The 22,505-nt window shown below is 73.3% G+C and carries 24 protein-coding genes; 14 read left to right on the top strand and 10 right to left on the bottom strand.

The features are described 5' to 3' along the window. Positions 1–128: 128 nt before the first annotated feature. Positions 129–1,295, bottom strand: coding sequence for a glycerate kinase family protein (locus FHX52_RS03180; protein ID WP_141819846.1), 1,167 nt, complete (start codon positions 1,293–1,295; stop codon positions 129–131). A gap of 336 nt (positions 1,296–1,631) precedes the next feature. On the opposite strand from FHX52_RS03180, the gene nadA reads away from it, so the two are divergent. Together nadA and FHX52_RS03170 are read left to right on the top strand one after the other, a co-directional pair. Next, positions 1,632–2,834 carry a quinolinate synthase NadA gene (gene nadA / locus FHX52_RS03175; RefSeq protein WP_141819844.1) on the top strand — a complete coding sequence of 401 codons (1,203 nt, stop codon included), beginning with the start codon at positions 1,632–1,634 and terminating at the stop codon, positions 2,832–2,834. Between the two features lie 8 nt (positions 2,835–2,842). Continuing rightward, positions 2,843–3,613 carry a metallophosphoesterase family protein gene (locus FHX52_RS03170; protein ID WP_141819842.1) on the top strand — a complete coding sequence of 257 codons (771 nt, stop codon included), beginning with the start codon at positions 2,843–2,845 and terminating at the stop codon, positions 3,611–3,613. 89 nt (positions 3,614–3,702) lie between these two features. On the opposite strand, the gene FHX52_RS03165 is transcribed toward FHX52_RS03170, so the two are convergent. After that, entirely contained in the window at positions 3,703–5,163 is a 1,461-nt protein-coding gene (locus tag FHX52_RS03165) for a dipeptidase (protein ID WP_141819840.1), read from the bottom strand. Here FHX52_RS03165 and FHX52_RS24075 point away from each other — a divergent pair. The 4 genes from FHX52_RS24075 (at position 5,162) to FHX52_RS03150 (ending at position 7,258) form a co-directional block, all read left to right on the top strand. Continuing rightward, on the top strand, positions 5,162–5,356 hold the full coding sequence (locus FHX52_RS24075) for a hypothetical protein (protein WP_221630457.1): 195 nt from the start codon (positions 5,162–5,164) through the stop codon (positions 5,354–5,356). The genes FHX52_RS03165 and FHX52_RS24075 overlap by 2 nt on opposite strands. Next, positions 5,353–5,985, top strand: coding sequence for a methyltransferase (locus tag FHX52_RS03160; RefSeq protein WP_221630455.1), 633 nt, complete (start codon positions 5,353–5,355; stop codon positions 5,983–5,985). Before FHX52_RS24075 ends, FHX52_RS03160 begins: the two co-directional genes overlap by 4 nt. 20 nt (positions 5,986–6,005) lie before the next feature. After that, positions 6,006–6,590: a protein-L-isoaspartate O-methyltransferase family protein gene (locus FHX52_RS03155; protein WP_141819838.1), complete on the top strand. Its 585-nt coding sequence runs from the start codon at positions 6,006–6,008 to the stop codon at positions 6,588–6,590. Between the two features lie 89 nt (positions 6,591–6,679). Beyond that, entirely contained in the window at positions 6,680–7,258 is a 579-nt protein-coding gene (locus FHX52_RS03150) for a DUF3043 domain-containing protein (RefSeq protein WP_141819836.1), read from the top strand. A 51-nt stretch (positions 7,259–7,309) separates the two neighbouring features. Here the strand turns inward: FHX52_RS03150 and FHX52_RS03145 are convergent, their stop codons facing one another. Further along, positions 7,310–8,719 (bottom strand): serine hydrolase domain-containing protein, encoded by a 1,410-nt coding sequence (locus FHX52_RS03145; RefSeq protein ID WP_141819835.1) that lies wholly within the window; start codon positions 8,717–8,719, stop codon positions 7,310–7,312. Next, positions 8,716–8,931, bottom strand: a complete 216-nt coding sequence (locus tag FHX52_RS03140) for a hypothetical protein (protein WP_141819832.1) — start codon at positions 8,929–8,931, stop codon at positions 8,716–8,718. Before FHX52_RS03140 ends, FHX52_RS03145 begins: the two co-directional genes overlap by 4 nt. A 294-nt stretch (positions 8,932–9,225) precedes the next feature. Here FHX52_RS03140 and FHX52_RS03135 point away from each other — a divergent pair, with 294 nt between their 5' ends. The 6 genes from FHX52_RS03135 to FHX52_RS03110 are packed head-to-tail and all read left to right on the top strand — an operon-like array spanning position 9,226 to position 14,944. Then, the gene (locus tag FHX52_RS03135) at positions 9,226–9,972 is read left to right on the top strand and encodes an SCO2322 family protein (RefSeq protein ID WP_246069587.1); all 747 of its coding nucleotides are present in this window, start codon (positions 9,226–9,228) and stop codon (positions 9,970–9,972) included. Between the two features lie 15 nt (positions 9,973–9,987). Further along, positions 9,988–11,064, top strand: a complete 1,077-nt coding sequence (locus FHX52_RS03130) for an energy-coupling factor transporter transmembrane component T (RefSeq protein ID WP_141819829.1) — start codon at positions 9,988–9,990, stop codon at positions 11,062–11,064. After that, entirely contained in the window at positions 11,061–12,683 is a 1,623-nt protein-coding gene (locus FHX52_RS03125) for an ABC transporter ATP-binding protein (protein ID WP_141819827.1), read from the top strand. Before FHX52_RS03130 ends, FHX52_RS03125 begins: the two co-directional genes overlap by 4 nt. Beyond that, complete coding sequence (locus FHX52_RS03120; protein WP_141819825.1) at positions 12,680–13,555, top strand: ECF transporter S component; 876 nt, start codon at positions 12,680–12,682, stop codon at positions 13,553–13,555. Before FHX52_RS03125 ends, FHX52_RS03120 begins: the two co-directional genes overlap by 4 nt. Continuing rightward, positions 13,552–14,154 carry a bifunctional adenosylcobinamide kinase/adenosylcobinamide-phosphate guanylyltransferase gene (locus FHX52_RS03115; protein WP_185747058.1) on the top strand — a complete coding sequence of 201 codons (603 nt, stop codon included), beginning with the start codon at positions 13,552–13,554 and terminating at the stop codon, positions 14,152–14,154. The genes FHX52_RS03120 and FHX52_RS03115 overlap by 4 nt, the downstream gene beginning before the upstream one ends. Next, positions 14,147–14,944 carry an adenosylcobinamide-GDP ribazoletransferase gene (locus FHX52_RS03110; RefSeq protein WP_141819823.1) on the top strand — a complete coding sequence of 266 codons (798 nt, stop codon included), beginning with the start codon at positions 14,147–14,149 and terminating at the stop codon, positions 14,942–14,944. The genes FHX52_RS03115 and FHX52_RS03110 overlap by 8 nt, the downstream gene beginning before the upstream one ends. Before the next feature lie 25 nt (positions 14,945–14,969). On the opposite strand, the gene FHX52_RS03105 is transcribed toward FHX52_RS03110, so the two are convergent. Beyond that, positions 14,970–15,752: a hypothetical protein gene (locus FHX52_RS03105; protein WP_141819822.1), complete on the bottom strand. Its 783-nt coding sequence runs from the start codon at positions 15,750–15,752 to the stop codon at positions 14,970–14,972. Then, positions 15,749–16,930 carry a Mur ligase family protein gene (locus tag FHX52_RS03100; protein ID WP_141819820.1) on the bottom strand — a complete coding sequence of 394 codons (1,182 nt, stop codon included), beginning with the start codon at positions 16,928–16,930 and terminating at the stop codon, positions 15,749–15,751. Before FHX52_RS03100 ends, FHX52_RS03105 begins: the two co-directional genes overlap by 4 nt. 189 nt (positions 16,931–17,119) lie before the next feature. Between FHX52_RS03100 and FHX52_RS03095 the strand changes: the two genes are divergently transcribed. After that, the gene (locus tag FHX52_RS03095) at positions 17,120–18,253 is read left to right on the top strand and encodes a DmpA family aminopeptidase (protein ID WP_141819818.1); all 1,134 of its coding nucleotides are present in this window, start codon (positions 17,120–17,122) and stop codon (positions 18,251–18,253) included. A 40-nt stretch (positions 18,254–18,293) separates the two neighbouring features. On the opposite strand, the gene FHX52_RS03090 is transcribed toward FHX52_RS03095, so the two are convergent. Together FHX52_RS03090 and gcvT are read right to left on the bottom strand one after the other, a co-directional pair. After that, on the bottom strand, positions 18,294–18,752 hold the full coding sequence (locus FHX52_RS03090) for a hypothetical protein (protein WP_141819816.1): 459 nt from the start codon (positions 18,750–18,752) through the stop codon (positions 18,294–18,296). Positions 18,753–18,871: 119 nt separating this feature from the next. After that, positions 18,872–19,990, bottom strand: a complete 1,119-nt coding sequence (gene gcvT / locus FHX52_RS03085; protein WP_185747057.1) for a glycine cleavage system aminomethyltransferase GcvT — start codon at positions 19,988–19,990, stop codon at positions 18,872–18,874. A gap of 166 nt (positions 19,991–20,156) precedes the next feature. Between gcvT and FHX52_RS03080 the strand changes: the two genes are divergently transcribed. Next, a complete protein-coding gene (locus tag FHX52_RS03080) occupies positions 20,157–21,635 on the top strand; it encodes a leucyl aminopeptidase (RefSeq protein WP_141819814.1) in 1,479 nt (492 codons plus the stop codon). Between the two features lie 166 nt (positions 21,636–21,801). Here the strand turns inward: FHX52_RS03080 and FHX52_RS03075 are convergent, their stop codons facing one another. Further along, positions 21,802–22,026 carry a DUF5302 domain-containing protein gene (locus FHX52_RS03075; RefSeq protein WP_141819812.1) on the bottom strand — a complete coding sequence of 75 codons (225 nt, stop codon included), beginning with the start codon at positions 22,024–22,026 and terminating at the stop codon, positions 21,802–21,804. 92 nt (positions 22,027–22,118) lie between these two features. Next, positions 22,119–22,466: a hypothetical protein gene (locus FHX52_RS03070; protein WP_185747056.1), complete on the bottom strand. Its 348-nt coding sequence runs from the start codon at positions 22,464–22,466 to the stop codon at positions 22,119–22,121. Positions 22,467–22,505 lie beyond the last annotated feature (39 nt).

Below are 22,505 nucleotides of genomic sequence, written 5' to 3'. Positions count from 1 at the left end.
TGTTGGTCCTTCACGTCGTGGAGCGTGGGTCAGGAGTGACAACCCACGCACTACCGGAAGTGTTCCCGGCTCGTTCAGGATACGACGCAGGCCGCCGGATGCGCGCATCCAGCCCCGATCGGAGAGGCTCACGCAGGGCGAGGTGACCACGTGCGGGCGACACGGGCCGCGCGGGCCGCGAGGGTCCCCACGGGGTCGGCGAGCGCGTCGGCCACCTGCTGCGGACGCTCGGCGACGGCATACACGCCGGAGAGCCCGGCGGTCATGGCCTCTCGCCGGCCGACGAGCGACTGGCCGGGGATCGCGATGGCCGGGATGCCGAGCCGCGCGGCCGCCTCGGCGACGCCGACAACGACCTTGCCCCGCAGCGACTGCCAGTCGAAGCGGCCCTCCCCCGTGACGACGAGGTCGGCGGTCGCGAGCACGAGACCGAAGCCGACCGCGTCGAGCACGGCGCCGACGCCGGAGACCTGACGCGCGCCGAGCAGGTGCAACGCGTAGCCGAGCCCGCCCGCAGCTCCGGCGCCCGGCTGGCGCTCCGGCCTGATGAGGGTGCCCGTGAGCAGGTCCTTTGCCGGCGGCCGCACCCGCGCGACGATGCTCGCGAAGTGGCCCAGGGCGTTCTCCAGGCGCTGGGCGTCCTGCTCCGAGGCGCCCTTCTGGGGCCCGAAGACGGCGCTCGCACCCTTGAGACCGAGCAGCGGGGAGTCGACGTCGCTCGCGATGACGAGGTCGGTGCCGCGCAGGCGCTCCCGCGCGACGTCGAGCCCCTCGACGTCGCGCTCTGCGACGTCGGCGAGGGCCAGGCCGCCGAGGGCCAGTCGGTCGACCGGCCCGACCCCGAGCGCCGCGAGCAGCCCGGCGCCCGCGTCGTTGGTGCCCGAGCCGCCGAGGCCGATGACGACGCGCCGGGCGCCGGCGTCGAGCGCGGCGAGGAGCAGCGTGCCGACCCCGAGGGTCGTGGTGCGGGTGGGGTCGCGCTCGTCGGGGGCGAGCAGGTGCAGCCCGGCCGCCTGCGCCGACTCGAGGTATGCCGTCGGGCCGCCGTCGTCGTCGACGAGCAGGAGCGTCGCGGGCACCTCCCGCCCGAGCGGGTCGGTCGTCACGACCGCCCGCACCTCGCCGCGCAGGTTGGCGGAGAGCACGTCGACGAAACCGGGGCCACCGTCGGAGAGGGGGACGCGCGAGAGGACATCGTGCGGCGCCGTGCGGGCCCAGCCCTCGGCGATCGCGTCGGCCGCCTGGCTGGCGGTGAGCGATCCGGTGTAGCAGTCCGGGGCGATGACGACGTGCACGAGCCAGATCCTCCCATCCCCGGCACCCATCCCCGCCCCGCCGCCCAACCCCCGGTTCGAGGTGATCCCGGTCCTGACGTCGGTGGCGGCATCACCTCCACTCGCGCCCGCCGCTCCCCGGTTCGAGGTGATCCCGGTCCTGACGTCGGTGGCGGTATCACCTCCACTCGCGCCCGCCACTCCCCCGGTTCGAGGTGATCCCGGACCTGACGTCGGTGGCGGAATCACCTCGAATCGGGGGTAGGGGCCGGACCGTTCGAGGTGATCCCGGGCCTGACGTCGGTGGCGGTATCCCCTCGAATCGGGGGTGGGGGCCGGACGGCATACGATCTGGGCATGACCACCGACACCGCCTCGGCACCGGCCCCGCTGCCCCTGCTCGTGCTCGGGCAGGGCACCGACCTGCACACGGAGCGCGGTGTCGAGTGCCCAGGCGAGCTGCCCTCGCCCTCCGACCCGGACCTCGTGGCGCGGGCGCGCGCGGCCAAGGCCGCCCTCGGCGACCGGGTCTTCGTCCTCGGGCACCACTACCAGCGCGACGAGGTCATCGAGTTCGCCGACGTCACCGGTGACTCCTTCAAGCTCGCGCGCGACGCGGCTGGGCGGCCGGACGCGCCCTACATCGTCTTCTGCGGCGTGCACTTCATGGCCGAGTCGGCCGACATCCTGACGAGCGACGAGCAGACCGTGATCCTGCCCGACCTCGCCGCCGGCTGCTCGATGGCCGACATGGCCGCCATCGCCCAGGTCGAGGACTGCTGGGAGCAGCTCGCCGCCGCCGGGGTGGCAGACGCGACCATCCCCGTCACCTACATGAACTCCTCGGCCGCCATCAAGGCCTTCACCGGGCGGCACGGCGGCACGATCTGCACAAGCTCGAACGCGCGCACGGCCCTCGACTGGGCCTTCGAGCAGGTGGGCGGCGTCGAGGGCACCGGCAAGGTGCTCTTCCTGCCCGACCAGCACCTCGGCCGCAACACCGCCGTCCGCGAGCTCGGTCTCTCGCTCGACGACTGCGTCGTCTGGGACCCGCACCGTCCGAACGGTGGCCTGACCCGTGAGCAGCTCGACCGGGCCCGGATGATCCTGTGGCGCGGGCACTGCTCCGTGCACGGCCGCTTCTCGGTCGACGCGGTGGAGACCGCCCGGCGCGAGATCCCGGGCGTCAAGGTCATCGTCCACCCCGAGTGCCAGTACGAGGTCGTCGAGCTGGCCGACGAGGTGGGCTCGACCGAGAAGATCATCCAGACCATCGCCGCCGCCCCGGCCGGCACGTCGTGGGTCGTCGGCACCGAGCTCAACCTCGTGCGCCGCCTCGCGAGGCAGTTCCCCGAGCAGCGCATCGCCTTCCTCGAGAAGAACGTCTGCTACTGCTCGACGATGAACCGCATCGACCTGCCCCACCTCGTGTGGGCCCTCGAGTCGCTCGTCGACGGGCGCGTCGTCAACCCGATCCGCGTCGACCCGACCGTCGCCGCCGAGGCGCGCGCCGCGCTCGACCGGATGCTCGCCCTGCCCGGCACGACCCACAAGGACTGACTGCCTCGATGCCGGGCCGCATCGCCGTCGTCTCCGACGTGCACGGCAACACGACCGCGTTCGAGGCAGTGCTCGCCGACATCGAGGCGCGCGGGATCACCCGCATCGTCAACCTCGGCGACGTCGTCGGCAAGGGACCGCGCGGCTCCGCGGCGATCGCGCTCACGAGGGAGCGGTGCGAGGTCACGGTCCGCGGCAACTGGGACACGTTCATCGCGCGCGACGAGACCCAGCTCTGGCCGGCGGCGCAGTGGACGCACGACGAGCTGAGCACCGACGACCGGGCATGGCTGCTCTCCTTGCCGAACACCCACGACCTCGTCATGGGCGGTCAGCACGTCCGCCTCTTCCACGCCTCCCAGGTGCACGAGTTCCACCGCGTCAACTACCACCACACCGAGGAGGAGTTCCGGGGGATGTTCACCAACACGGACTTCACCGGTGACGGGCCGACCCCGACGGTGGTCGGCTACGGCGACATCCACGGCACCTTTCTCGAGGTGGACCTCGGCCTGACCCTCTTCAACGCCGGGTCGGTCGGCAACCCGCTCGACGCGCCGGGAGCGCCCTACGTCGTCCTCGAAGGCGAGATCGACGGCGAGGAGAGCACGGCGGAGCCGGGGAGCCCCGGGGTGTCGATCACCTTCGTGCGCGTGCCCTACGACGTCGAGGCCGAGATCGCGGTCGCCCGTGACCTCGGCATGCCCGACGTCGAGGCCTACGCGCTCGAGCTGCGCGAGCAGGTCTACCGCGGCTCGGCCTTCCCGCCGCCGTCCTGAGCCCCCTGGTTGCCCACCGATTGCCCACTGGTTGCCGGGTGCCCGCTCAGCTCCCGCCTCGCGGCAGCCGAGCCGCAGACCCGCGGTCGTCAGGCGTGCAGCGCACCCACGCGGGCGAGGAAGACAGCCTCGGCCACGCACACCTTCTCGAACTCGCCGAGGTGCAGCGACTCGTTGGCGCCGTGGGCACGGGTGTCGGGGTCCTCGACGCCGGTGACGATGATCGCCGCGTCGGGGAAGCGCTCGACGAAGCTCGCGATGAACGGGATCGACCCGCCGACCCCGATGTCGACGGGATCGACCCCCCACGCGTCGGCGAAGGAGGCCCTTGCCTCGTCGTAGACGGGCCCGTCGGCGTCGGCCGCGAAGCCGGGACCACTCTCCTCGAGCGCGACCTCGACCCGCGCCCCCCACGGGGCGTGGCTCTCGAGGTGCGCCTTGACGAGCGCGAACGCCGCGACAGGGTCCTGGGTCGGCGCGAGGCGCACGGAGATCTTGGCTGCGGCCGACGCGGCCAGCGTGTTGGACGCCTTGTCGATGGAGGTGGCGTCGATGCCGATCGTCGTGATCGACGGCTTGGTCCAGAGCCGCGACAGGATCGAGCCGGTGCCGATGAGGTCGACGCCGTCCAGGAGTCCGCTCTCCTCACGGAAGCGCGCCTCGTCGTAGTCGAGGTCGGAGGCCTCCCCCGCGTCGAGCCCGGCCACCGCGACGGAGCCGTCGTCGTCGTGCAGGCTCGAGAGCAGCCGCACGAGGGCCGTGACGGCATCGACGGCAGCGCCGCCGTACATTCCCGAATGCACGGAGTGGTCGAGCGTGCGCACTGTGACAACGGCCCGCAGGCCGCCGCGCAGGGTCGTCGTCAGCGCTGGGGCGCCGACGGCCCAGTTGGTCGAGTCGGCGATGACGATGGCGTCGGCAGCGAGCCGGTCGCCGTGGCGCTCGAGGATCGTCTCGAGGGACGGGGAGCCCGACTCCTCCTCGCCCTCGACGAAGATCGTCAGCCCCACCGGCAGGTCTCCGGAGTGGGCGCGCAGCGCCGCGATGTGGGCCATGACGCCGGCCTTGTCATCGGCAGCGCCGCGCCCGTAGAGGCGCCCGTCGCGCTCCGTCAGCTCGAAAGGCGCTGTGTCCCAGTCGGACTCGTCGCCGGGCGGTTGCACGTCGTGATGGGCATACAGGGTGACCGTCGGCGCACCCTCGGGCCCGTCGACGTGGCCGATGACCGCAGGCCGTCCGCCCTCGGTGACGACCTCGACCTCGAGCCCCTCGGCACGCAGCAGCTCGGCCACGGCTTCGGCGCTGCGGGCGACGTGCGACTGGTCGAAGCTGCTCGCCGACACGCTCGGGATGCGCACGAGCGCCTCGAGGTCTGCCCGCACCTTCGGCATGAGCGCTGCCACGCGGGCGCGGATCCGCTCGATCTCGTCGGGGGTGATGGCTGGGGTGCGGGCTGCGTCGGTCACATCCGCGACCCTACCGATGGCGGCGGACACCGAGGCCGTATGCCGCCCACCCGTGTCAGGGGCCGCGGCTAGTTTCGACGTCATGGCCGCCAACTCCTTCCTCCCTGGCCAGGACGCCTGGCTCCAACGGCTCGGCAACCTGCGCAACGTCGTGCGCCAGGAGGTCGTGGCGCGGCAGCTGGCTCCGCACCTGCCCGCGCCTCCCGCAACCGTGCTCGACGTCGGAGCCGGTCAGGGCACCCAGGCGCTAAGGCTCGCTGCGCTCGGCACGTCGTGACGGCCGTCGAGCCCGACGAGGGCATGCGCGCTGCCTTCGATGCCGCCGCTGCGGACCTCGACGACCAGGCACGTGACCGGGTCACCCTCCTGAGTGGCGACCTCGCCGGCCTGGCGGCGACCACGCAGCGGGCGAGCTTCGACGTCGTGCTCTGCCACGGGGTGCTCATGTATCTCCCCGAGAGCCGGTCGGCGATCCGGTCGCTGGCCGACCGACTCGCACCAGGCGGCGTGCTGTCGGTCCTCGCACGCAACGGCGACTCGCTCGCCTGGCGACCGGCCGCCCGCCACGACTGGCAGGCCGCGACCCGGATGCTCGCCGAGAGCACAGCTGCTCGAGCCGAGGGTCGAGATGCGTTCTACCGCAACGAGATCGGCGTCGATGCCCGCGCCGACACCCTGGAGTCGCTGACGTCGTCGTGCACGGCCGCCGGTCTGGAGGTCGAGGTGTGGGGCGGGGTGCGCGTCGCGTCCGACGACGTGCCGGTCGACCAGCCCGCACCCCTCGGTGACGAGCTGGCGGCCCTGCTCGACGTCGAGGAGCGGCTGGGCGCCACCGACCCCTACCGGGCCCTCGGGACCCTCCTGCACGTCATCGCGCGCCGACCACGGCGGCCCGCGCCGGCGTAACCCGGTGGTTCACTGACACGGTGGACGCCGTCGACGACGCCTTCGAGACCGTCCCGCGGTCGGGTTTCCTGCCGCGCGGGACGCGCAGCCGCGCCGGCTTCGACGGGCCGCTGCCGATCGGCCACGGCGGCACGTGCTCGCAGCCGCGCACCGTCGCCGACATGCTGCGCCTGCTCGACGTCCACCCGGGCCAGCGGGTGCTCGACGTCGGGTCCGGGTCGGGGTGGACGACGGCCCTGCTGGGCCACCTCGTCGGCAGGGCCGGCCACGTCGTCGGCGTCGAGATCGAGCCTCACCTCGCCCGGTGGGGCGCCGAGAACGTCGCCGGGGCCGGTATGCCGTGGGCGCAGGCTCGCGCCGCCGACCCCGCGGTCCTCGGCCTGCCCGACGAGGGCCCGTGGGACCGCATCCTCGTCTCGGCACAGGCCCGCCGCCTGCCCCAGGCGCTCGTCGACCAGCTCGCCGACCCGGGCCGGCTCGTGGTGCCCGTCGCCGGCCGCATGGCGCTCGTCGTCCTCGAGGGCGGCGTGACCCGGGTGAGCGAGCACGGCTACTACCGCTTCGTCCCCCTGCAGACACCGACGCCCCCGGCAGGTCACCCGTGACCCGCCTGAGGCGGGGGCGGCCCACCCTCCGCCGTCTCGCCCACGCTCACGATGCCGGAGGCGCTCGCCCTACCGCTTAGAGTGTGACCGTGTTCGGACGCAAGAAGACCCTCAACGAAGAGCTCGCCCCGCCCGTCGAGCAGGACTCGGCGCGCCCCGGCGCCAAGAACCGCCCGACGCCGAAGCGTCGCGAGCAGGAGGCCCTCAACAAGCGTCCCCTCATCGTCACCGACCGCAAGGCGGCCCGCTCGAGCGACAAGGCGGTGCGCCGCGAGCAGATGGCCAAGCAGCGCGCGGGCATGATGGCCGGTGACGAGAAGTTCCTCCCGGTCCGCGACAAGGGCCCGCGCCGGCGCTTCATCCGCGACACCGTCGACGCCCGCTGGAACATCGGCGAGTTCATGCTGCCGGTCATGCTCATCGTGCTGCTGCTCAGCTTCGTGCGTGCGAGCTGGGCGCTCATGGCCGTCTTCGTCCTCGTCTACGGCCTCATCCTCGTCGCGATCATCGACGCCCTGCTCATGTGGCGCCGCACCCGCACGAAGGTCGAGTCGAGGTTCGGCCAGGCCGAGAAGGGCGACGCGTGGTACGCCATCATGCGGGCCTTCCAGATGCGTCGCACCCGCATGCCGAAGCCGCAGGTCGCCCGGGGCGACCACCCGGCCTGACTCCTTCCTGACTCCTCCCTGACGCTGGTCTTACGCTGCTGTGACGCCGGGTCAGAGCAGGTCGGCGAAGGCGAGCGGAGCGCGCGTCACGGCATACGTGGCGAAGTAGAGCCGGTCGACGGAGCCGTCCTGCGCCCGCACCACCTCGAGGAGCTCGCCGCGCTCGCGGCCCTCGACAGCACGGAAGCGGTCGGCCAGGGGGCCACCGTCACCGGGCTCGGCGGCATACCGCGTCTCCGACAGGGGGTCGTCGTCGGCGAGGCGCGACCACAGCTCGCCGTCGCGGACGAAGAAGGTGATGGGCGAGCCCTCCGACCACCAGAGCCCGAGCAGGTGCTCGAGGTCGGGGCGGGGGGCCTCGGGCGCCCACGGTGAGGCCAGCGAGGGCTCGGCGTCGAGCACGGCCTCGACGAGGTCGGTGGCGAGGGCCAGCGAGAGCGCACCCGAGCTCGCGTTCGCGAAGACGACGGCGCCGATGCCCTCGCGGCGGCGCACCCGCAGGCCGGTGAGGAAGCCGGGCATCGCTCCCCCGTGACCGACGTAGACGCGATCGCCCCGCCGGCCCATGCCGAAACCGAGGCCGTAGGCGCCGCCCCAGCCGTCGACGTCGGTCATGATGAGCGGCCGGCACATCTCGTCGACCGTCTCGGCCGAGACGACGCGGCCGTCCGGACGAGCGACGTATGCGGCATACCTGGCCATGTCGGCGACGGTCGACCAGAGCCCGCCGAGCGGCGCCGTCGCGCCGAGCTCGAAGAGCGGCTCCTCGCGGGCGGTGCCGGCATACGGGTCGATCTGGTAGCCGACGGCGCGGTCCTGCGCCGGCACGAGACCGGTGCGCGTCATGCCCAGCGGCCCGGTGACCCGCTCGCGGACCACGTGCTCCCAGTCCTGGCCGGTGACGCGCTCGACGACCTGGCCGAGCAGGCCGTAGGCGAGGTTGGAGTAGTGGAAGGCGTGGTGCGCGGGCAGCACCTGCTCGGCCTGCTCGACGCCGGCGACGAAGGCCTCGCGGTCAGGCGCCTGCAGGCTCTCCCAGATGTTGCCGACCGGCTCGCGCTGGAGCCCGGAGGCGTGGGCGAGCATCTGGCGCAGCGGGACCCGGGCGTGCCGCGTGCCGGGCAGGTAGTCGCCGAGCACGTCGTCGAGGGTGAGGCGGCCCTCGTCGCGCAGCGACATGACGGCGAGCGCCGTGAAGGTCTTGGTGACCGAGCCGATCATGAACTGCGTGTCGTCGTCGGCCGGGGAAGCCGCCGCCGACACCTCCGACACCCCCGGCGCTCCCGGCGATATCTCCGCACCCGGGGCGCCCAGCCGGGCGGACCCGACGTGGGCCGACCACACGAGCGCGCCGTCGCGCACGACGCCGGCGCTGACGCCGGGCGAGCGCCACGAGCGCTGCGCCGTCAGGACCCGACCGAGCAGGTCGCGGCCCAGCGGGTCCGAGAGCCGCTCGCTCACTCCGCGGCCCGCAGGCTCATCGGCCCGTAGACGACGGCCTCGTGCTGACGCAGCGTCACGGCCTCGACCCCGGCAGCGAGCAGCTCCTGCCACGACTCGCCGAGGTAGTTCTCGGCCTCGCTCTGGGTCGGGAAGCCGGTGGTCGGCAGACCGTCGCCCTCCATCGTGTTGCCGTGGGCGTCGAGGAAAAGCCAGGACCAGTCAGCGCTCATGCCGCCAGCCTAGCCAGCGCCCCGCGCACCACGTTTGACGTGTGTGGCGTGCGCGTGCCACGGTTCGCAGGTACCGAAGGACGATGGGGCAAGCCGGTGTGACTCCGGCGCTGACCCGCAACCGTGATGCCGACGGCCGACCACCCGCGAGGGCCCGGCCCGGGGCACAGCCGGAAAACCCGCGCCCGTTCGGCTCCTTTGTCAGTCTGTCGTGGAATGCGGACCGGAGTCGCCCGAAGGCACGGGGCCCCGGCCCTGCCTGCCCGCACGGTGTCCGACCGCGAGGAGGAAACCGTGTCCCCTGTTCGTCCTGGTCGCACACCCCTGCGGGTCGTGCTGTCCCTGCTGCTCGCCGGCGCCTTCGCCGCCCTGACCATCGCCCCGGCGCAGGCGGCGTCCTACCGCTTCTGGGGCTTCTACCAGCTGTCGAACGGGGCCTGGGCCTTCGCCCAGAAGGGCTCTGACCAGACCGTGCCCGCCGACGGCAGCGTCGAGGGCTGGCGCTTCGCCGTCGGCGACGAGCAGTCGACCCGCTTCCCCCGGGCCGTGCTCACCTTTGACCAGCTCTGCGGGGCCACCCCAGCGGCTGCCGGCCAGAAGCGGGTCGGGCTCGTCGTCGACTACGGTCGCCCGGCCGACTCCGCCGACACCACCACCCCGCCGGCTCCCACCGCCCTCTGCGCGAGCGTGCCGACCGATGCGACGAGCACCGACGTGCTCGCCAAGGCCGGGGCCCTGCGCACCGAGAAGGGTCTCGTCTGCGCGGTCTCGGGCTACCCCGCGACCGACTGCGGCGGCGAGGTCAAGGAGGTCAGCGCCGAGGCGAAGGCAGCCGACGCCCCGGTCACCATCGCTGCCCCGGCTGACGCGACGAAGACCCCTGCGGCCGTCGCGACCCCGATCTCGGCCCAGCCCACCGCCGAGGCCACCTCGACGAGCGCCAGCACCGTGACGGCATACGTCGTGGCCGCCCTGGCGGTCCTCGCCCTCATCGGCTACCTCGTCGTGCGCTCCCGTCGGGGGGCGGGCACCCCCTCCTGACGGAGGGGACCAGCGATGCAGCTCCGTCCGAGGCTCCTGCACCCCGCAGCCTGGTGGCTGTGGGGGCTCGGTCTCGCGACGGCTGCGTCGCGGACGACGAACCCCGTCGTGCTCCTGCTCATCGTCGGCGTCTGCATCGTCGTCGTCACCGAACGCCGCGACCCGGCGACGGCCAACCCGCTGTGGGGCTTCCTCGTCATCGGCGCGGTCATCATCGCCTTCCGTGTCGTCATGACGATGCTGCTCGGCAACGGTGTCCACGGTGAGACGGTCCTCTTCACGCTGCCGCGGGTTCCCTTGCCGGAGTGGGCTTCTGGCATCCGGCTGGGCGGCCCGGTCACTCTCGAGTCGCTGCTGTATGCCGTCTACGACGGTCTGCGCCTCGCCGCGGTCCTCGCGTGCCTGGGTGCGGCCAACGCCCTCGCGAGCCCGCGGCGGCTGCTCCGCTACCTGCCTGCGACGCTCTACGACGTCGGCACCGCCGTCGTCGTCGGCCTCACCTTCGCTCCGCAGCTGGTGACCGACGCCCGGGCGGTGCGTTCCGCGCGCACCCTGCGGGGCCACCAGGGCACCGGCGTGCGCGAGACGGCTCGGCTCGCCGTGCCGGTGCTCGAGACCGCCTTCGAGCGCTCGCTCAGCCTTGCCGCCTCGATGGAGTCGCGGGGCTACGGCCGGACCGTCCACGCCTCGTCACGCGACCGGCGTCTCGCCTCGGGGCTGGCGCTCGTCGGGCTGCTCGGGGTGCTGGGCGGCCTCTACGGCCTGCTCGACGCGTCCGCGGGCGGTGCACTCGGCCTGCCGCTGCTCGCCGTCGGCGCTGCGCTCGCGGCCGCCAGCCTCGTCGTCGGCGCCTCGCGCGAGCGGCGCTCCGGTCACCGTCGCGACCGGTGGCAGTGGCCCGAGACCGTCACGGCAGCCGCCGGCGCGGTGCCCGCCGTCGTCCTCGTCGCCGCCTCCGTGCAGGGGTGGGACGGCATCGTCGCGACGCCTTCCCCCGGCCTGCCCCCGCTCCCCCTCCCCGTCGTGGCCGCGGTGCTCCTCGCCGCCGTGCCCGCGTGGCTGACCCCCCGACCTCGCGAGGAGGACCGATGATCACGTTCGACCACGTGTCGGTGACGTATGCCGGCGCGCCCGCTCCCAGCCTCCACGACGTCACGCTCGAGATCCCCGAGGGCGAGCTCGTGCTCGTCGTCGGCCCCACCGGCAGCGGAAAGTCGACCCTGCTGCGCACCGTCAACGGCCTCGTGCCGCACTTCAGCGGCGGCACCCTGAGCGGGCGGGTCACCGTCGACGGGCTCGACACGGCGCGGCACCGACCGCGCGACCTCGCGACCGTCGTCGGCCTCGTCGAGCAGAACCCGAGCACGACCTTCGTCACCGACGTCGTCGAGGACGAGGTGGCCTACGGCATGGAGACGATGGGCCTGGACCCGACCGCGATCCGCCGCCGGGTCGAGGAGACGCTCGACCTCTTCGGGCTGACGCCCCTGCGCGGCCGGCCCCTCGGCACGCTCTCGGGCGGCCAGCAGCAGCGCGCGGCGATCGCCGCCCTCTTCGCGGCCGGGCCGCGGGTGCTCATCCTCGACGAGCCGACATCGGCCCTCGACCCGGTGGCCGCCGAGGAGGTGCTCGCCTCGCTGCACCGGATCGTGCACGACCTCGGCGTCACCGTCGTGCTCGCGGAGCATCGCCTCGAGCGCGTCGTGCACCACGCCGACCGGGTCGTCCTCGTCGACGGCGGCCACACCTCCGGCCTGCTCGACCCCGCCGAGGCGATGCTCCACTCGCAGATCTACCCGCCCGTCGTCGGGCTGTCGCGCCTCGCCGGGTGGGCCCCGACTCCGCTGTCGATCCGAGACGCCCGGCGCCGGGCCTCGGCGCTGCGCGAGCGGCTCGTCGAGGCGAGCTCGCGGTCGGTGCCCGAGCTGCGGGCGGTCGGTCCGGCCACCGCGCTCACCGTCAGTGACCTGCGCGTCGTGCGGGCCGGCCGGATCGTCATCGACGAGCTCGACCTCAGCCTCGAGGCCGGCTCGGTGACGACGCTCATGGGCCGCAACGGCGCCGGCAAGTCGACCCTCCTCGGCGCCATCGCCGCGCAGCACCCGGTCGCCAAGGGACGGGTGCGTCTCGGGGCGTCGTCGGTCGACCCGCACGCCGTGGCCCCGCGCGAGCGGGTCCGCGCCGTCGGGCTGGTGCCCCAGCAACCCGAGCTGCTCCTCTATGCCGAGACCGTCGCGGCGGAGTGCGTCGCCGCCGATGCCGACTTCGGCGCCGAGCCCGGCGCGACCGCGGCCCTGCTGCACCGCATCTCGGGCGGTATCGACCCGACCCAGCACCCGCGCGACCTCTCCGAGGGCCAGCGCCTGGAGCTCGCCCTCGCCGTCATCCTCGCCGGCTCGCCGGAGGTCCTCCTGCTCGACGAGCCGACCCGCGGGCTCGACTACGGCGCCAAGCACCGGCTCGGCGAGATCCTGTCGGCCCTCGCGGCCGAGGGCACGACGATCCTGCTCGCCACCCACGACGTCGAGCTCGCCGCCGAAGTGGCTGACCGCGTCGTCATCCTCGCCGACGGAGAGGTCGTCACCGACGGCCCGGCCCGACAGGTGCTGTCGGCCTCGCCGGCCTTCGCGCCCCAGGTCACCAAGGTGATGCTCCCGCAGACCTGGCTCACGGTCGCCGAGGTCGCCGATGCCATCGGGCGGTCGGCGTGAGCCCCGGCCCGACGGTCACGCCCGTCGCCGGAGCCCGCGCATCAGAGCCCACCGGCTCGCGGCGAGTCATCCCGCTGCGCTGGCCGGCCGTCGTCTCGGTCACCGTCGTCGGCGTCGTCGGTCTCTTCGCCTTCCTCTGGCCGTTCGTCGTTCCTGCGGAGGTGGCAATCGCGCACGGCAACGACGCCCCGTGGTTCTTCGCCGTGCTCATCGCGCTGCTCGCGGTCGTCTGCCTCGCCGAAGTGTCGGCGGGTCGTCTCGACGCCAAGACGGTGGCGGTGCTCGGTGTGGCTGCCGCTGCCGGCGGTGCGATGCGGCTGCTCAGCGCCGGCACCGCCGGGCTCGAACCGATGTTCTTCGTCGTCATCGTCGCCGGGCGGGTGCTCGGGCCGGGCGTCGGCTTCGTGTCCGGGTCGCTCGCCGTGACGACCGGTGCGCTGCTGACGGGCGGCGTCGGCCCGTGGCTGCCCTTCCAGATGATCTGTGCCGGCGGCATCGGGCTCGGCGCCGGGCTGCTGCCCGTCGCGCCGGGTGGGCGCGCCGAGCGCTGGGTCGTCGCGGGCTACGCCCTCGTGACCGGGCTCGCCTACGGGCTCTTCATGAACCTGTGGTTCTGGCCGTTCCTCGGGGCCAACGCGCCGAGCGGCATGGGCTTCGTCCCGGGCGCGCCGGTCTCCGAGAACCTCTCGCACTACGCCCTCTTCTACCTCGCGACCTCCCTCGGGTGGGACCTTCCTCGCGGCGTGCTCAACGCCGTGCTCGTCGTCGTGGCCGGCCCTGCTCTGCTCCGCGTCTTCCGGCGGGCCTCGAGGCGCGCCGCCTTCGATGCACCCGTGGCGTTCGAACCCCCACGCGCCCAGGTGCGCCCGTGACCTCCACGCCTGCCGCGAAGGCGTCGAGCACGACCCTGGTCACGGGTCCGGTGCGCAGCGGCAAGAGCCGGCACGCCGAGCACCTCATGGCGCACGAGCCCGCGGTGACCTACGTGGCGACAGGCCGGCGAGCCGACCTCGCCGACCCCGAGTGGACGCGGCGAGTCGAGGGTCACCGCGTGCGCCGCCCGATGTCGTGGCGCACCGTCGAGACGAGCGACGTCGTGGGCGTCATCGGGTCGGCCGGGGGCCCCGTGCTCGTCGACTGCCTCGGCACCTGGCTGACGGCCCTCGTCGACGACACGGGCTGGCACGACCTCGACGCCGCCGCCGACCGCGTGGCGAAGGAGGGGCGAGCCCTCGTCGAGGTCCTGCGCACCCCCCGGGTGCCCGTGGTCGTCGTCACCAACGAGGTGGGCTGGTCGCTCGTGCCGACGACCGCCTCGGGGCGCTTCTTCCAGGACGAGCTCGGCCGCCTCAACGCCGCCGTCGCCGCAGTCGTCTCGCACGTGCACCTCGTCGTCGCCGGCCGGGTCCTCGACCTCAGCGACGCCCCGGTCGTGCCCGAGGCGCTGCCGCCGGTCGTTCGCGATGCCTGACTCCTGGCGTCTCGCCGTCGGCACGTTCACGGCGCTGCCGGGGCGAGCCCCGCGCACCGTCGACCGGCGCACCCTCGGTGGCGCGATGCTGCTCGCTCCCCTGACGACCGTCCCCGTCGTGCTGACGTGGGTCGTCCTCGCACTGCTGACAACTCGGGGCCTGCTGCCGTATGCCGTCGCGGCTGTCCTCGCGCTCGTCGTGCCCGCGCTGCTGTCGCGCGCTCTGCACCTCGACGGTCTGGCCGATCTCGCCGACGGGCTGACGTCGGGTCATGACCGGGAGCGATCGCTGGAGGTGATGCGTCGGGGCAACACCGGCCCGGCCGGGGCGACGGCACTCGTGCTCGTCCTCGGTCTCGACGCCGCCTGCCTCGCAGCCCTGCTCACCGACGGGGGCGGAGCGGTCCTCGGCGTGACCGCCCTCGTGGCGAGCCGGCTGGCTCCCGCGATCTGCGCGCGACACGGCATACCTGCTGCTCGGGAGGAGGGGCTCGGCCAAGGGGTGGCGGGGACCGTGGCGCGACGGGCGCTCGTGGCTGTCGTTGCCCTCGTCTGCGTCGCCGCGTCAGCCGTCGCCGCGATCTCAGCGGTGGCCGTCGGGCGCCCTTGGTGGACAACGGGACTCGTCGCCGCGACCGTCGCGCTGGCGGCGGCGAGCGGCGCCGTGGCCACCCGCCGTCACGCCGTGCGCCGCCTCGGAGGCGTCACGGGCGACGTCATCGGCGCGGCCATCGAGATCGCCCTGGCAACGGGCCTTGTCGCCGCCAGCGTCCTGCACGCCGCGATCTGACGCGGGCGCCGTCGCCCCCGCCAGGTCAGGTCCGGAGGAGGCGGGCCACCGAGCTCGGCAGCCGGTCGCGCCACCCTGCCGCGGGGGTGTCGCGCCGCACCTCCGCGATGCGCTCGCGGCGAGCACGCTCGACCGCCGGTGACTCGAGCGTCGGCCACGGCTCGTCGCGGCCGACGGCACGGCCGAGCACGAGGTCGGCGAGCTCCGGGTTGAGCGCGAGCAGCGGGCCGTGCAGACGCGTGCCCAGCACGCTGCCGGCGAGCACCCCCTCACCGGCGCCCTCGTCGCGGTTGCCTCGACCAGCCTCGAGGGTGAAGAGCGGGCGAGCGCCGTCGTGGAGCTCGGTGCGCAGGTCGTTGGCCTCCCACCCGACGAGGGCGGGCAGGTCGAGGCTCGAGTCCGGCCGGGTCACGACCGTGCCGGTCGCCTCGTGGTCATGGTGCACGGTGACCGGCGCGAGGCCCAGACCCTCCTGCGTGGCACCCGAGGCGTCGACCCACGCGCGGCTCACCGCGTCGAGGCCCGCGTCGACGGCGAGCAGGACGGCGTCACCGTCACGCACGCGAACGACGAGGTCGGTGTCGGCGACGGTGTCGACCAGCGCCTGCACTCCGCCCCGACCGGTGCCGCCGAGGAGGTAGACGTGGGCGTCGACGAAGGCCTCGGGGCGGTCGACGGTCACGAGCGCGACCGAGATGCCCCGAGCCGCGCCGCGGCGCGCCAGTGCGGCGGCGTTCGCCTCGTCGGCAGCAGCGACGGTGGCCAGCGGGAACAGCGTCGCGACGGTGAGGGACGGCTGCGGGCTCAATGGGTGCTCCCTCGGAACTGCTTCGAGATGCGACGGAAGGCCGGGTAGTTGCAGGCCACGACGACCTCACCCGGGGCGTGGCTCGTGACGGCGGACTCGATGTCGGGCGCCTCCCGGGCCTCGACCCCGGACGCGCCGAGGATCGCGAGGCCGTCGGCGCGACGCCCCCCGGTGACGAAGACCTCGTGGCCCGCCAGCCGGTGGAAGGGCGCCTCCCACATCGTCGCGGTGTCCTTGGGGCCGAAGGGGTCGAGCGCCACGACGAGCGGCCGGCCCGTCGAGACGGCCACGTCGATGGCCTCGGCCCACCCGGCAGGGTTCTTCAGCATGAGCAGGCGCGCCTGGTGCTCGCCCACCCGATAGGGCGCATACCGGCCGTCGACGTCGGCCACGGCGCTGATGCGCTCGGCGGCCGCGTCGACGTCGACACCGAGGGCGTCGGCCGCGGCGAGCGCGAAGGCGCCACCGACCGGGCCGGTGCGACCCGGCACCGTGACGTCGAGGCGGGTGCGCCCGCCGGCGTGCGCGACGGCCCACCCGTCACCGTCCGGGACGACGTTCCAGTCGGGTTCGGGCCGCGACCGGTGGCAGCCCGGGCAGCTCCACGACGTGTCGGTGAAGTCCTGCACCGTGCCGCACGCCGGGCAGACGAGCGCGTCGTCTCGCCAGTAGAGCCCGCCGCTGACGCCGATGCGGCGGGGCGCCGTCTCGAAGGCCCAGCTGACGAGGGGGTCGTCGACGTTGACGATCGCCACGCAGTCGTGGGGCAGGGTCGCCGCCGTGTGCCGCCAGTGCTCGAGGGTGCTCTTGAGCGAGACCCCACGGGTGTACTCGCGGGAGGAGTTGAGCACGACCACCGCCTTGGGGCGGGTGCCGCGAGCGACCGGTCCGAGATAGACCTCGTCGCACTCGATCGCGGCCAGGCTGCTCTCGCGGTCGGCTGCCATGGCGGTGACGATGCCGTCGGTCATGTTGGCGCCGGTCGAGTTCGACACGACGGCACCACCCGGTGACAGGGCCGCCGCGACGAGTGCCGTGACCGTGCTCTTGCCGTTCGTTCCGGTGACGACGACGGTGCGCCGGTCGCCCGCCACCGCGCGCAACACCTCCGGGTCGACCCGCAGCGCCAGCCGGCCCCCGATCATCGAGCCTGAGCCTCGGCCGAGCGCCTGGGACATCCGTCCGGCAGCCCTCCCGGTGGCCAGCGCCGCGCGGGCACGGAGCGGATCGCGTGCGTGAGTCAAAGCGGCTACCCTTCTGGACGGCGTGGGGTCGCCAGACTCATCTCGGTCGGCGACTGCCCGAGGACATGCCAGATCGTAGCCGCAGGCCGACCTCCGCCCGCGGGTGGATGAGGAGAGACCCCCGTGCGAGCGAGTGACGTCGGCATCGAGATCGGCACCGGTGAGGCCGGACCCCACAACGCCATCACCGACGTCGAGGGCGTCCGGGTCGGTTACAGCACCATCGTCCACGGCGAGGGCGAGCTCACCGTCGGGCAGGGGCCCGTGCGCACCGGGGTCACCGTCGTGCTCCCCCACGGCGGCCGACCCTCGACGGAGCCCGTCTTCGCGGGCTACCACCGGCTCAACGGTTTCGGGGAGCTCACCGGGCTCGAGTGGCTCCACGAGTCGGGCATGCTCTCGAGCCCCATCGCCCTGACCAACACCGACAGCGTCGGCGTCGTGCGCGACACCCTCATCCGGCGCGAGACCCGCATTCCCGGCCGGATGCCGATCATGCTGCCCGTGGTCGGCGAGACGTGGGACGGCATCCTCAACGACATCAGCGGCCAGCACGTCACCGCCGAGCACGTGCACGCCGCCCACGACGACGCCCGAGGTGGTCCGATCGCCGAGGGCAACGTCGGCGGCGGCACGGGGACCCAGTGCTACGGCTTCAAGGGGGGCACCGGCACGGCCTCACGTGTCGTCGAGCTCGGCGAGCGGCGCTTCACCATCGGCGTGCTCGTGCAGGCCAACCACGGCGACCGCAAGCACTTCGAGGTCAACGGGGTGCCGATCGGGCACGTCCTCACGAAGAAGGACGTCCCCTTCCCGCGGATGTCGGAGATCACCCGCGTGCCGCCACCGGGCACCGGCTCGGTGCTCGCCGTCGTCGCCACCGATGCCCCCCTCCTGCCCCACCAGCTCAACCGGCTCGCGCAGCGGGCCGGGCTCGGCATCGCGAAGTTCGGCGCTCGCGGCGACAACTACTCCGGTGACCTCATGATCGCCTTCTCGACCGCGGCCCACGGCATGCCCGACCAGGGCCCTGGAGCCCGCACCGCGGTCGGGCTCCAGGTCGAGATGCTCGCGCTCGAGTACTTCGACACCCTCTTCGGGGCCGTCATCGAGGCGACCGCCGAGGCCATCCTCAACGCGATGCTCCAGGCGGAGACGATGACGGGTCGCGACGGGCTGACCGTCCACGCGCTCGACGGCGAACGGCTCGCCGGCATCCTCGACCGCTACGGCCGCCGCCGCTTCTCGCTGCGCTGACGCACGGCCGACCTCGCTGGGCGCGATCGCCGGAGCCGGGTCACGCGAGGGCCGACTCGACCTTCGCGATCGCGGCCAGCTCGTTGCCCGACGTGTCGTCCGCGGCCGCCGCAGCGTCGCGGCAGCTCTCGAGCACCATCGCCCGGTAGCCGTCGACGAGGTCGGGCGCCTTCGCGCGCAGGATCGCCACGGCCTGGCCCAGCAGCTCGAGCGTGCGCGCCTCGACCTGCTCCGGCGTGCCCTTGGGCAGCTCGGGGAAGCCGCCCTTGCCGACGAGGGCCGCGATCTGCGGTGGTGAGCCGGCGATCGCCTTGGAGGCTGCGAACGACTCCTTGATGCTGTCGAACATGCCCTTCTCGGCGCGCGACACCAAGGCGCCGGCGAGCAACGCGGCCGACCGCAGGGTGCCGTGCTCGTCGTCGCTGAAGGTGGCACCCGGTGCGCCTGGTTCGGCGGGCGCGCCCGTGGTGGCGGGCTGGTCGGCGGGGGTCTCGGTCATGGTCAGCTCCTCGACGTGGGGTCAGGACGGACGTCGTCCGCCTCCGATCCTGCCCCCTCGAGCCTCCGGTATGCCGCCCGGCGCGCCCCCGACCTCGGTGACGCGCCGTCGTGGTCGCCTCAGGCCTCGCGGACCTGCACCTGCACGAAGGGCGGCTTGACGACCGTCGCCTCGACCCCACGTCCGCGCACGTCGACCGACACCGTCTCACCGTCGGCGACGCCGGGAGCCAACAGCGCCAAGGCGATTCCCTGCTTGAGGGTCGGCGAGAACGTGCCCGAGGTGACCTCGCCCACCGTCTCGCCGTCGTGGGCGACGGCGCAGTGCGCCCGCGGGATGCCGCGTCCGGTGACGAGCAGGCCGCGCATGAGCCGGGTGGGGTTCGCGCGCTCGGCCTCGAGCGCTGCCTTGCCCCAGAAGGCGTCCTTCTTCCAGCCGACGGCCCAGCCCGCGCGCGCCTGGACGGGCGAGATGTCGAGCGAGAGGTCCTGCCCGTGCAGCGGGTAGCCCATCTCGGTGCGCAGCGTGTCGCGCGCGCCCAGGCCACACGGCATACCGCCGAAGGGCTCGACGGCGGCCACGAGGGCGTCCCACAGCGCCGGGGCGTCGTCCCAGCGAGGCACGAGCTCGTAGCCGCGCTCGCCGGTGTAGCCGGTGCGGCAGACGATGACCGGCCGGCCCTGCCAGTCGGCCTCGACGAAGGACATGTAGTCGTGGCCGGTGGGCAGGCCGAGGCTCTCGAGCACCTCGTCGCTCTTCGTGCCCTGCACGGCGATGACGCCGTAGTCGTGGTGCAGGTTGGACACGGTGATCCCCTCCGGGGCGGCCGCCGCGAGGCGCCGCACGACCTCCGCTGTGTTGGCGGCGTTGGGGATGAGGAAGACGTCGTCGTCGGACTTGAGGTAGGCGATGAGGTCGTCGACGACCCCACCCGACTCGTCGCAGCACAGGGTGTACTGCGCCGAGCCCGGCTGGATGCGCCGGAGGTCGTTGGTGAGGCACGCGTTGACGAAGTCGGCCGCGCCCGGCCCGACCACCGAGGCCTTGCCGAGGTGGCTGACGTCGAAGACGCCGACGCGCTCGCGAACCGCCGTGTGCTCGGCGACGACACCACCGCCGGGGTACTCGATCGGCATGTCCCAGCCGCCGAAGTCGGCCATCTTCGCCCCGAGGGCGACGTGGCGGTCGTGCAGGGGTGAGAGGAGCGGGGAGGTCGTCCCCGACTGCGCTGTCGTCATGGTCGTCAACCTACCCTTCCGGCGTCCGCGCGATGGCCCGGTTACGATCGAGCGCGCACACCTGTCGTGCTGCCGCGACGTGCCTGCGGGCCGGTCGCCAGCCGACGGTCGCAGCCGCGTGAGCACCGACGCCACCGCGACGCCACGTCCGAGAAGGAGCACCTCCGTGACCACCCTGACCCTCTCCTCCCGCTCGGCGGGAGATGCCGCGGTCGACGCCCTCGTCGTCGCCCTCGTGTCCGGCGACAAGGGCGCGGCCCTTGCGCCGGGGCACGGCCTGCCCCGCCGCACGGTGACACACCTCGGCTCCGTCATCGGCGACCTCGAGCTCGCCGGCAAGGTCGGCGAGGTCACGACGCTGGCCGCGGTGCCCGACGTCAAGGCGCGCGTCGTCGTGCTCGCCGGCGTCGGCGCGCTCGGCAGCGGCACGCCCGACGCGGCGGCCCTCGAGGACGTGCGCAAGGGCATCGGCGCCGCGGTCCGCGGCCTCGCCAAGAAGAAGAAGGCCGGCGTCGTCGTGCCGGGCACCTCCGCCGAGCTCGTCGCCGCTGTCGCCGAGGGCGTCAGCCTCGGGGCGTATGCCGTGTCGAAGGCCCACACGACGAGCACCGACGCCGTCGAGTCCGTCTCGATCATCGGCCCCGGCGACGCCGTCTCGCGCAAGGCCGTCAAGCGCGCCGCCGCGCTGGGCGAGGCCGTGGCCTACACCCGCGACCTCGTCAACCTGGCGCCCAACCTGCTCTACCCCGAGAGCTTCGTCGACTCGGTCGCGGAGAAGATCAAGGGCAGCAAGGTCAAGCTCAAGTCCTACGACATGAAGGCCCTGCGTTCGGGTGGCTTCGGCGGCACGGTCGGTGTCGGCCAGGGCTCGGCCAACGAGCCGCGCATCGCCGTGCTCACCTACTCCCCCGCCCGGCCCAAGGCGACGCTCGCCTTCGTCGGCAAGGGCATCACCTTCGACTCGGGCGGCCTCTGCATCAAGCCCGCCGCGGGCATGCTGACGATGAAGTGCGACATGGCCGGCGCCGCCGCGGTCGCCGGAGCGGTGCTCGCCATCGCCGAGCTCGGCCTGCCGATCGCTGTCACCGGCTACCTCGGCCTCGCCGAGAACATGCCGAGCTCGACCGCCCAGCGGCCGAGTGACGTCGTGACGATGCGCGGCGGCAAGACGGTCGAGGTGCTCAACACCGACGCCGAGGGGCGCATGGTCCTCGGCGACTGCATCGCCCTCGCCTCCGAGACGAGGCCCGACGCGATCGTCGACGTCGCCACCCTGACCGGCGCCCAGGTCATCGCCCTCGCCAACACGGCCGCGGTCATGGGCAACGACGACGCCTTCCGCACCCGCGTGCTCGACGCCGCCGAGACGGTCGGCGAGGCCATGTGGCCGATGCCGCTGCCGAAGGAGCTGCGCCCCGTGCTCGATTCGATCAACGCCGACCTCGCGCACAAGGGCGGGTCCGAGGGCGGCATGCTGACGGCCGGCATCTTCCTCAGCGAGTTCGTCGGCGAGGGCATCCCGTGGAGCCACCTCGACATCGCCGGACCGGCCTTCAACGACAAGGGGGCGACGGGCTACTGGCCCAAGGGCGGCACCGGCTTCGGCGTGCGCACCCTCGTCGGCCTCGCCGAGTCCTACCTCTGACCGACCCCGTCGAGTGGCCACTCCTGGTCGCCTCACCCGAGTCGAGTGGCCACCCCTGGTCGGGTCGGCACCGTCGAAAGGCCAGAACGCGCGATGCGTTCTGGCCTTTCGACGTATGCGTGGCCCGGCGGCCGTGGCCGCCGACCGGGTCGGGAGTCGTGCGGGGTCAGCCGCCGGACTTGCGACGGAACATCTGCTGCGACTTGGCAGGCCCGTGGGCGCCGTGGACCTTGGAGCGGTCACCGTCGTCGGAGACGTCCTTGCCCCCGTGCGCGTGCTTCTTGTCGAGGGCGGCGCGGAACTTCGCCTTCATGTCCTCGCTCGGGCCGGACTTGCCCCCTTCCGAGGAGCCCTTCTCCTGCGCCGATGTGTCCCCATCCTTCGTGGACATCGAGTACCTCCTTCTCGTTGGTGCCGAATCCGGCGTGGACGGAACGAAATTCACTGTGTCAGCCACCCGGCATACCCGCCAGTGCTTTTGGGTCAGGCGTCGCCCTGACGCTTGCGCTTGCTCCACTCCCGCATGCGGTTGGGATAGCCGGTCTGGTTGACGTCGTAGACGGGGATGCCGAGCTTGCGGCTCACCTCGAAGGCCTCCTTGGGCGAGGGCACCGCACGGCGGGTCCACTCGCCGTCCCAGGCGATGAGCACGATCGTCGTGTTGGTGACGCTCGTGGCCGGCTCGACGTAGGCCTCGACGCCGCGCTTCGTCGCGACGAAGGTCTGCAGGTGGGTCTCGACCTCCTTGCGGTCGATCTCCATCGCAGGCCCGTCGGATCGCCCCGGGAACTTCACGGTCTTCCGGGAGCCGCGGCGAGAGAACCAGCCCATGGCGGCACTGTACGTGCTCGACCCGTCACGACGCGGCGT

The sequence above is a fragment of the Humibacillus xanthopallidus genome (assembly GCF_006717145.1).
Classification (GTDB): Bacteria; Actinomycetota; Actinomycetes; order Actinomycetales; family Dermatophilaceae; genus Humibacillus; species Humibacillus xanthopallidus.
This window is presented reverse-complemented; position numbering and strand designations above follow the sequence as displayed.

Bases quoted from the DNA above. Each gene is read 5' to 3' on its own strand.
- nadA (WP_141819844.1), top strand. From the start codon at position 1,632: ATGACCACCGACACCGCCTCGGCACCGGCCCCGCTGCCCCTGCTCGTG.
- FHX52_RS03170 (WP_141819842.1), top strand. From the start codon at position 2,843: ATGCCGGGCCGCATCGCCGTCGTCTCCGACGTGCACGGCAACACGACC.
- FHX52_RS24075 (WP_221630457.1), top strand. From the start codon at position 5,162: ATGGCCGCCAACTCCTTCCTCCCTGGCCAGGACGCCTGGCTCCAACGG.
- FHX52_RS03165 (WP_141819840.1), bottom strand. From the start codon at position 5,163: ATGACGTCGAAACTAGCCGCGGCCCCTGACACGGGTGGGCGGCATACG.
- FHX52_RS03140 (WP_141819832.1), bottom strand. From the start codon at position 8,931: ATGAGCGCTGACTGGTCCTGGCTTTTCCTCGACGCCCACGGCAACACG.
- FHX52_RS03130 (WP_141819829.1), top strand. From the start codon at position 9,988: ATGCAGCTCCGTCCGAGGCTCCTGCACCCCGCAGCCTGGTGGCTGTGG.
- FHX52_RS03125 (WP_141819827.1), top strand. From the start codon at position 11,061: ATGATCACGTTCGACCACGTGTCGGTGACGTATGCCGGCGCGCCCGCT.
- FHX52_RS03110 (WP_141819823.1), top strand. From the start codon at position 14,147: ATGCCTGACTCCTGGCGTCTCGCCGTCGGCACGTTCACGGCGCTGCCG.
- FHX52_RS03100 (WP_141819820.1), bottom strand. From the start codon at position 16,930: ATGTCCCAGGCGCTCGGCCGAGGCTCAGGCTCGATGATCGGGGGCCGG.
- FHX52_RS03090 (WP_141819816.1), bottom strand. From the start codon at position 18,752: ATGACCGAGACCCCCGCCGACCAGCCCGCCACCACGGGCGCGCCCGCC.
- gcvT (WP_185747057.1), bottom strand. From the start codon at position 19,990: ATGACGACAGCGCAGTCGGGGACGACCTCCCCGCTCCTCTCACCCCTG.
- FHX52_RS03075 (WP_141819812.1), bottom strand. From the start codon at position 22,026: ATGTCCACGAAGGATGGGGACACATCGGCGCAGGAGAAGGGCTCCTCG.
- FHX52_RS03070 (WP_185747056.1), bottom strand. From the start codon at position 22,466: ATGGGCTGGTTCTCTCGCCGCGGCTCCCGGAAGACCGTGAAGTTCCCG.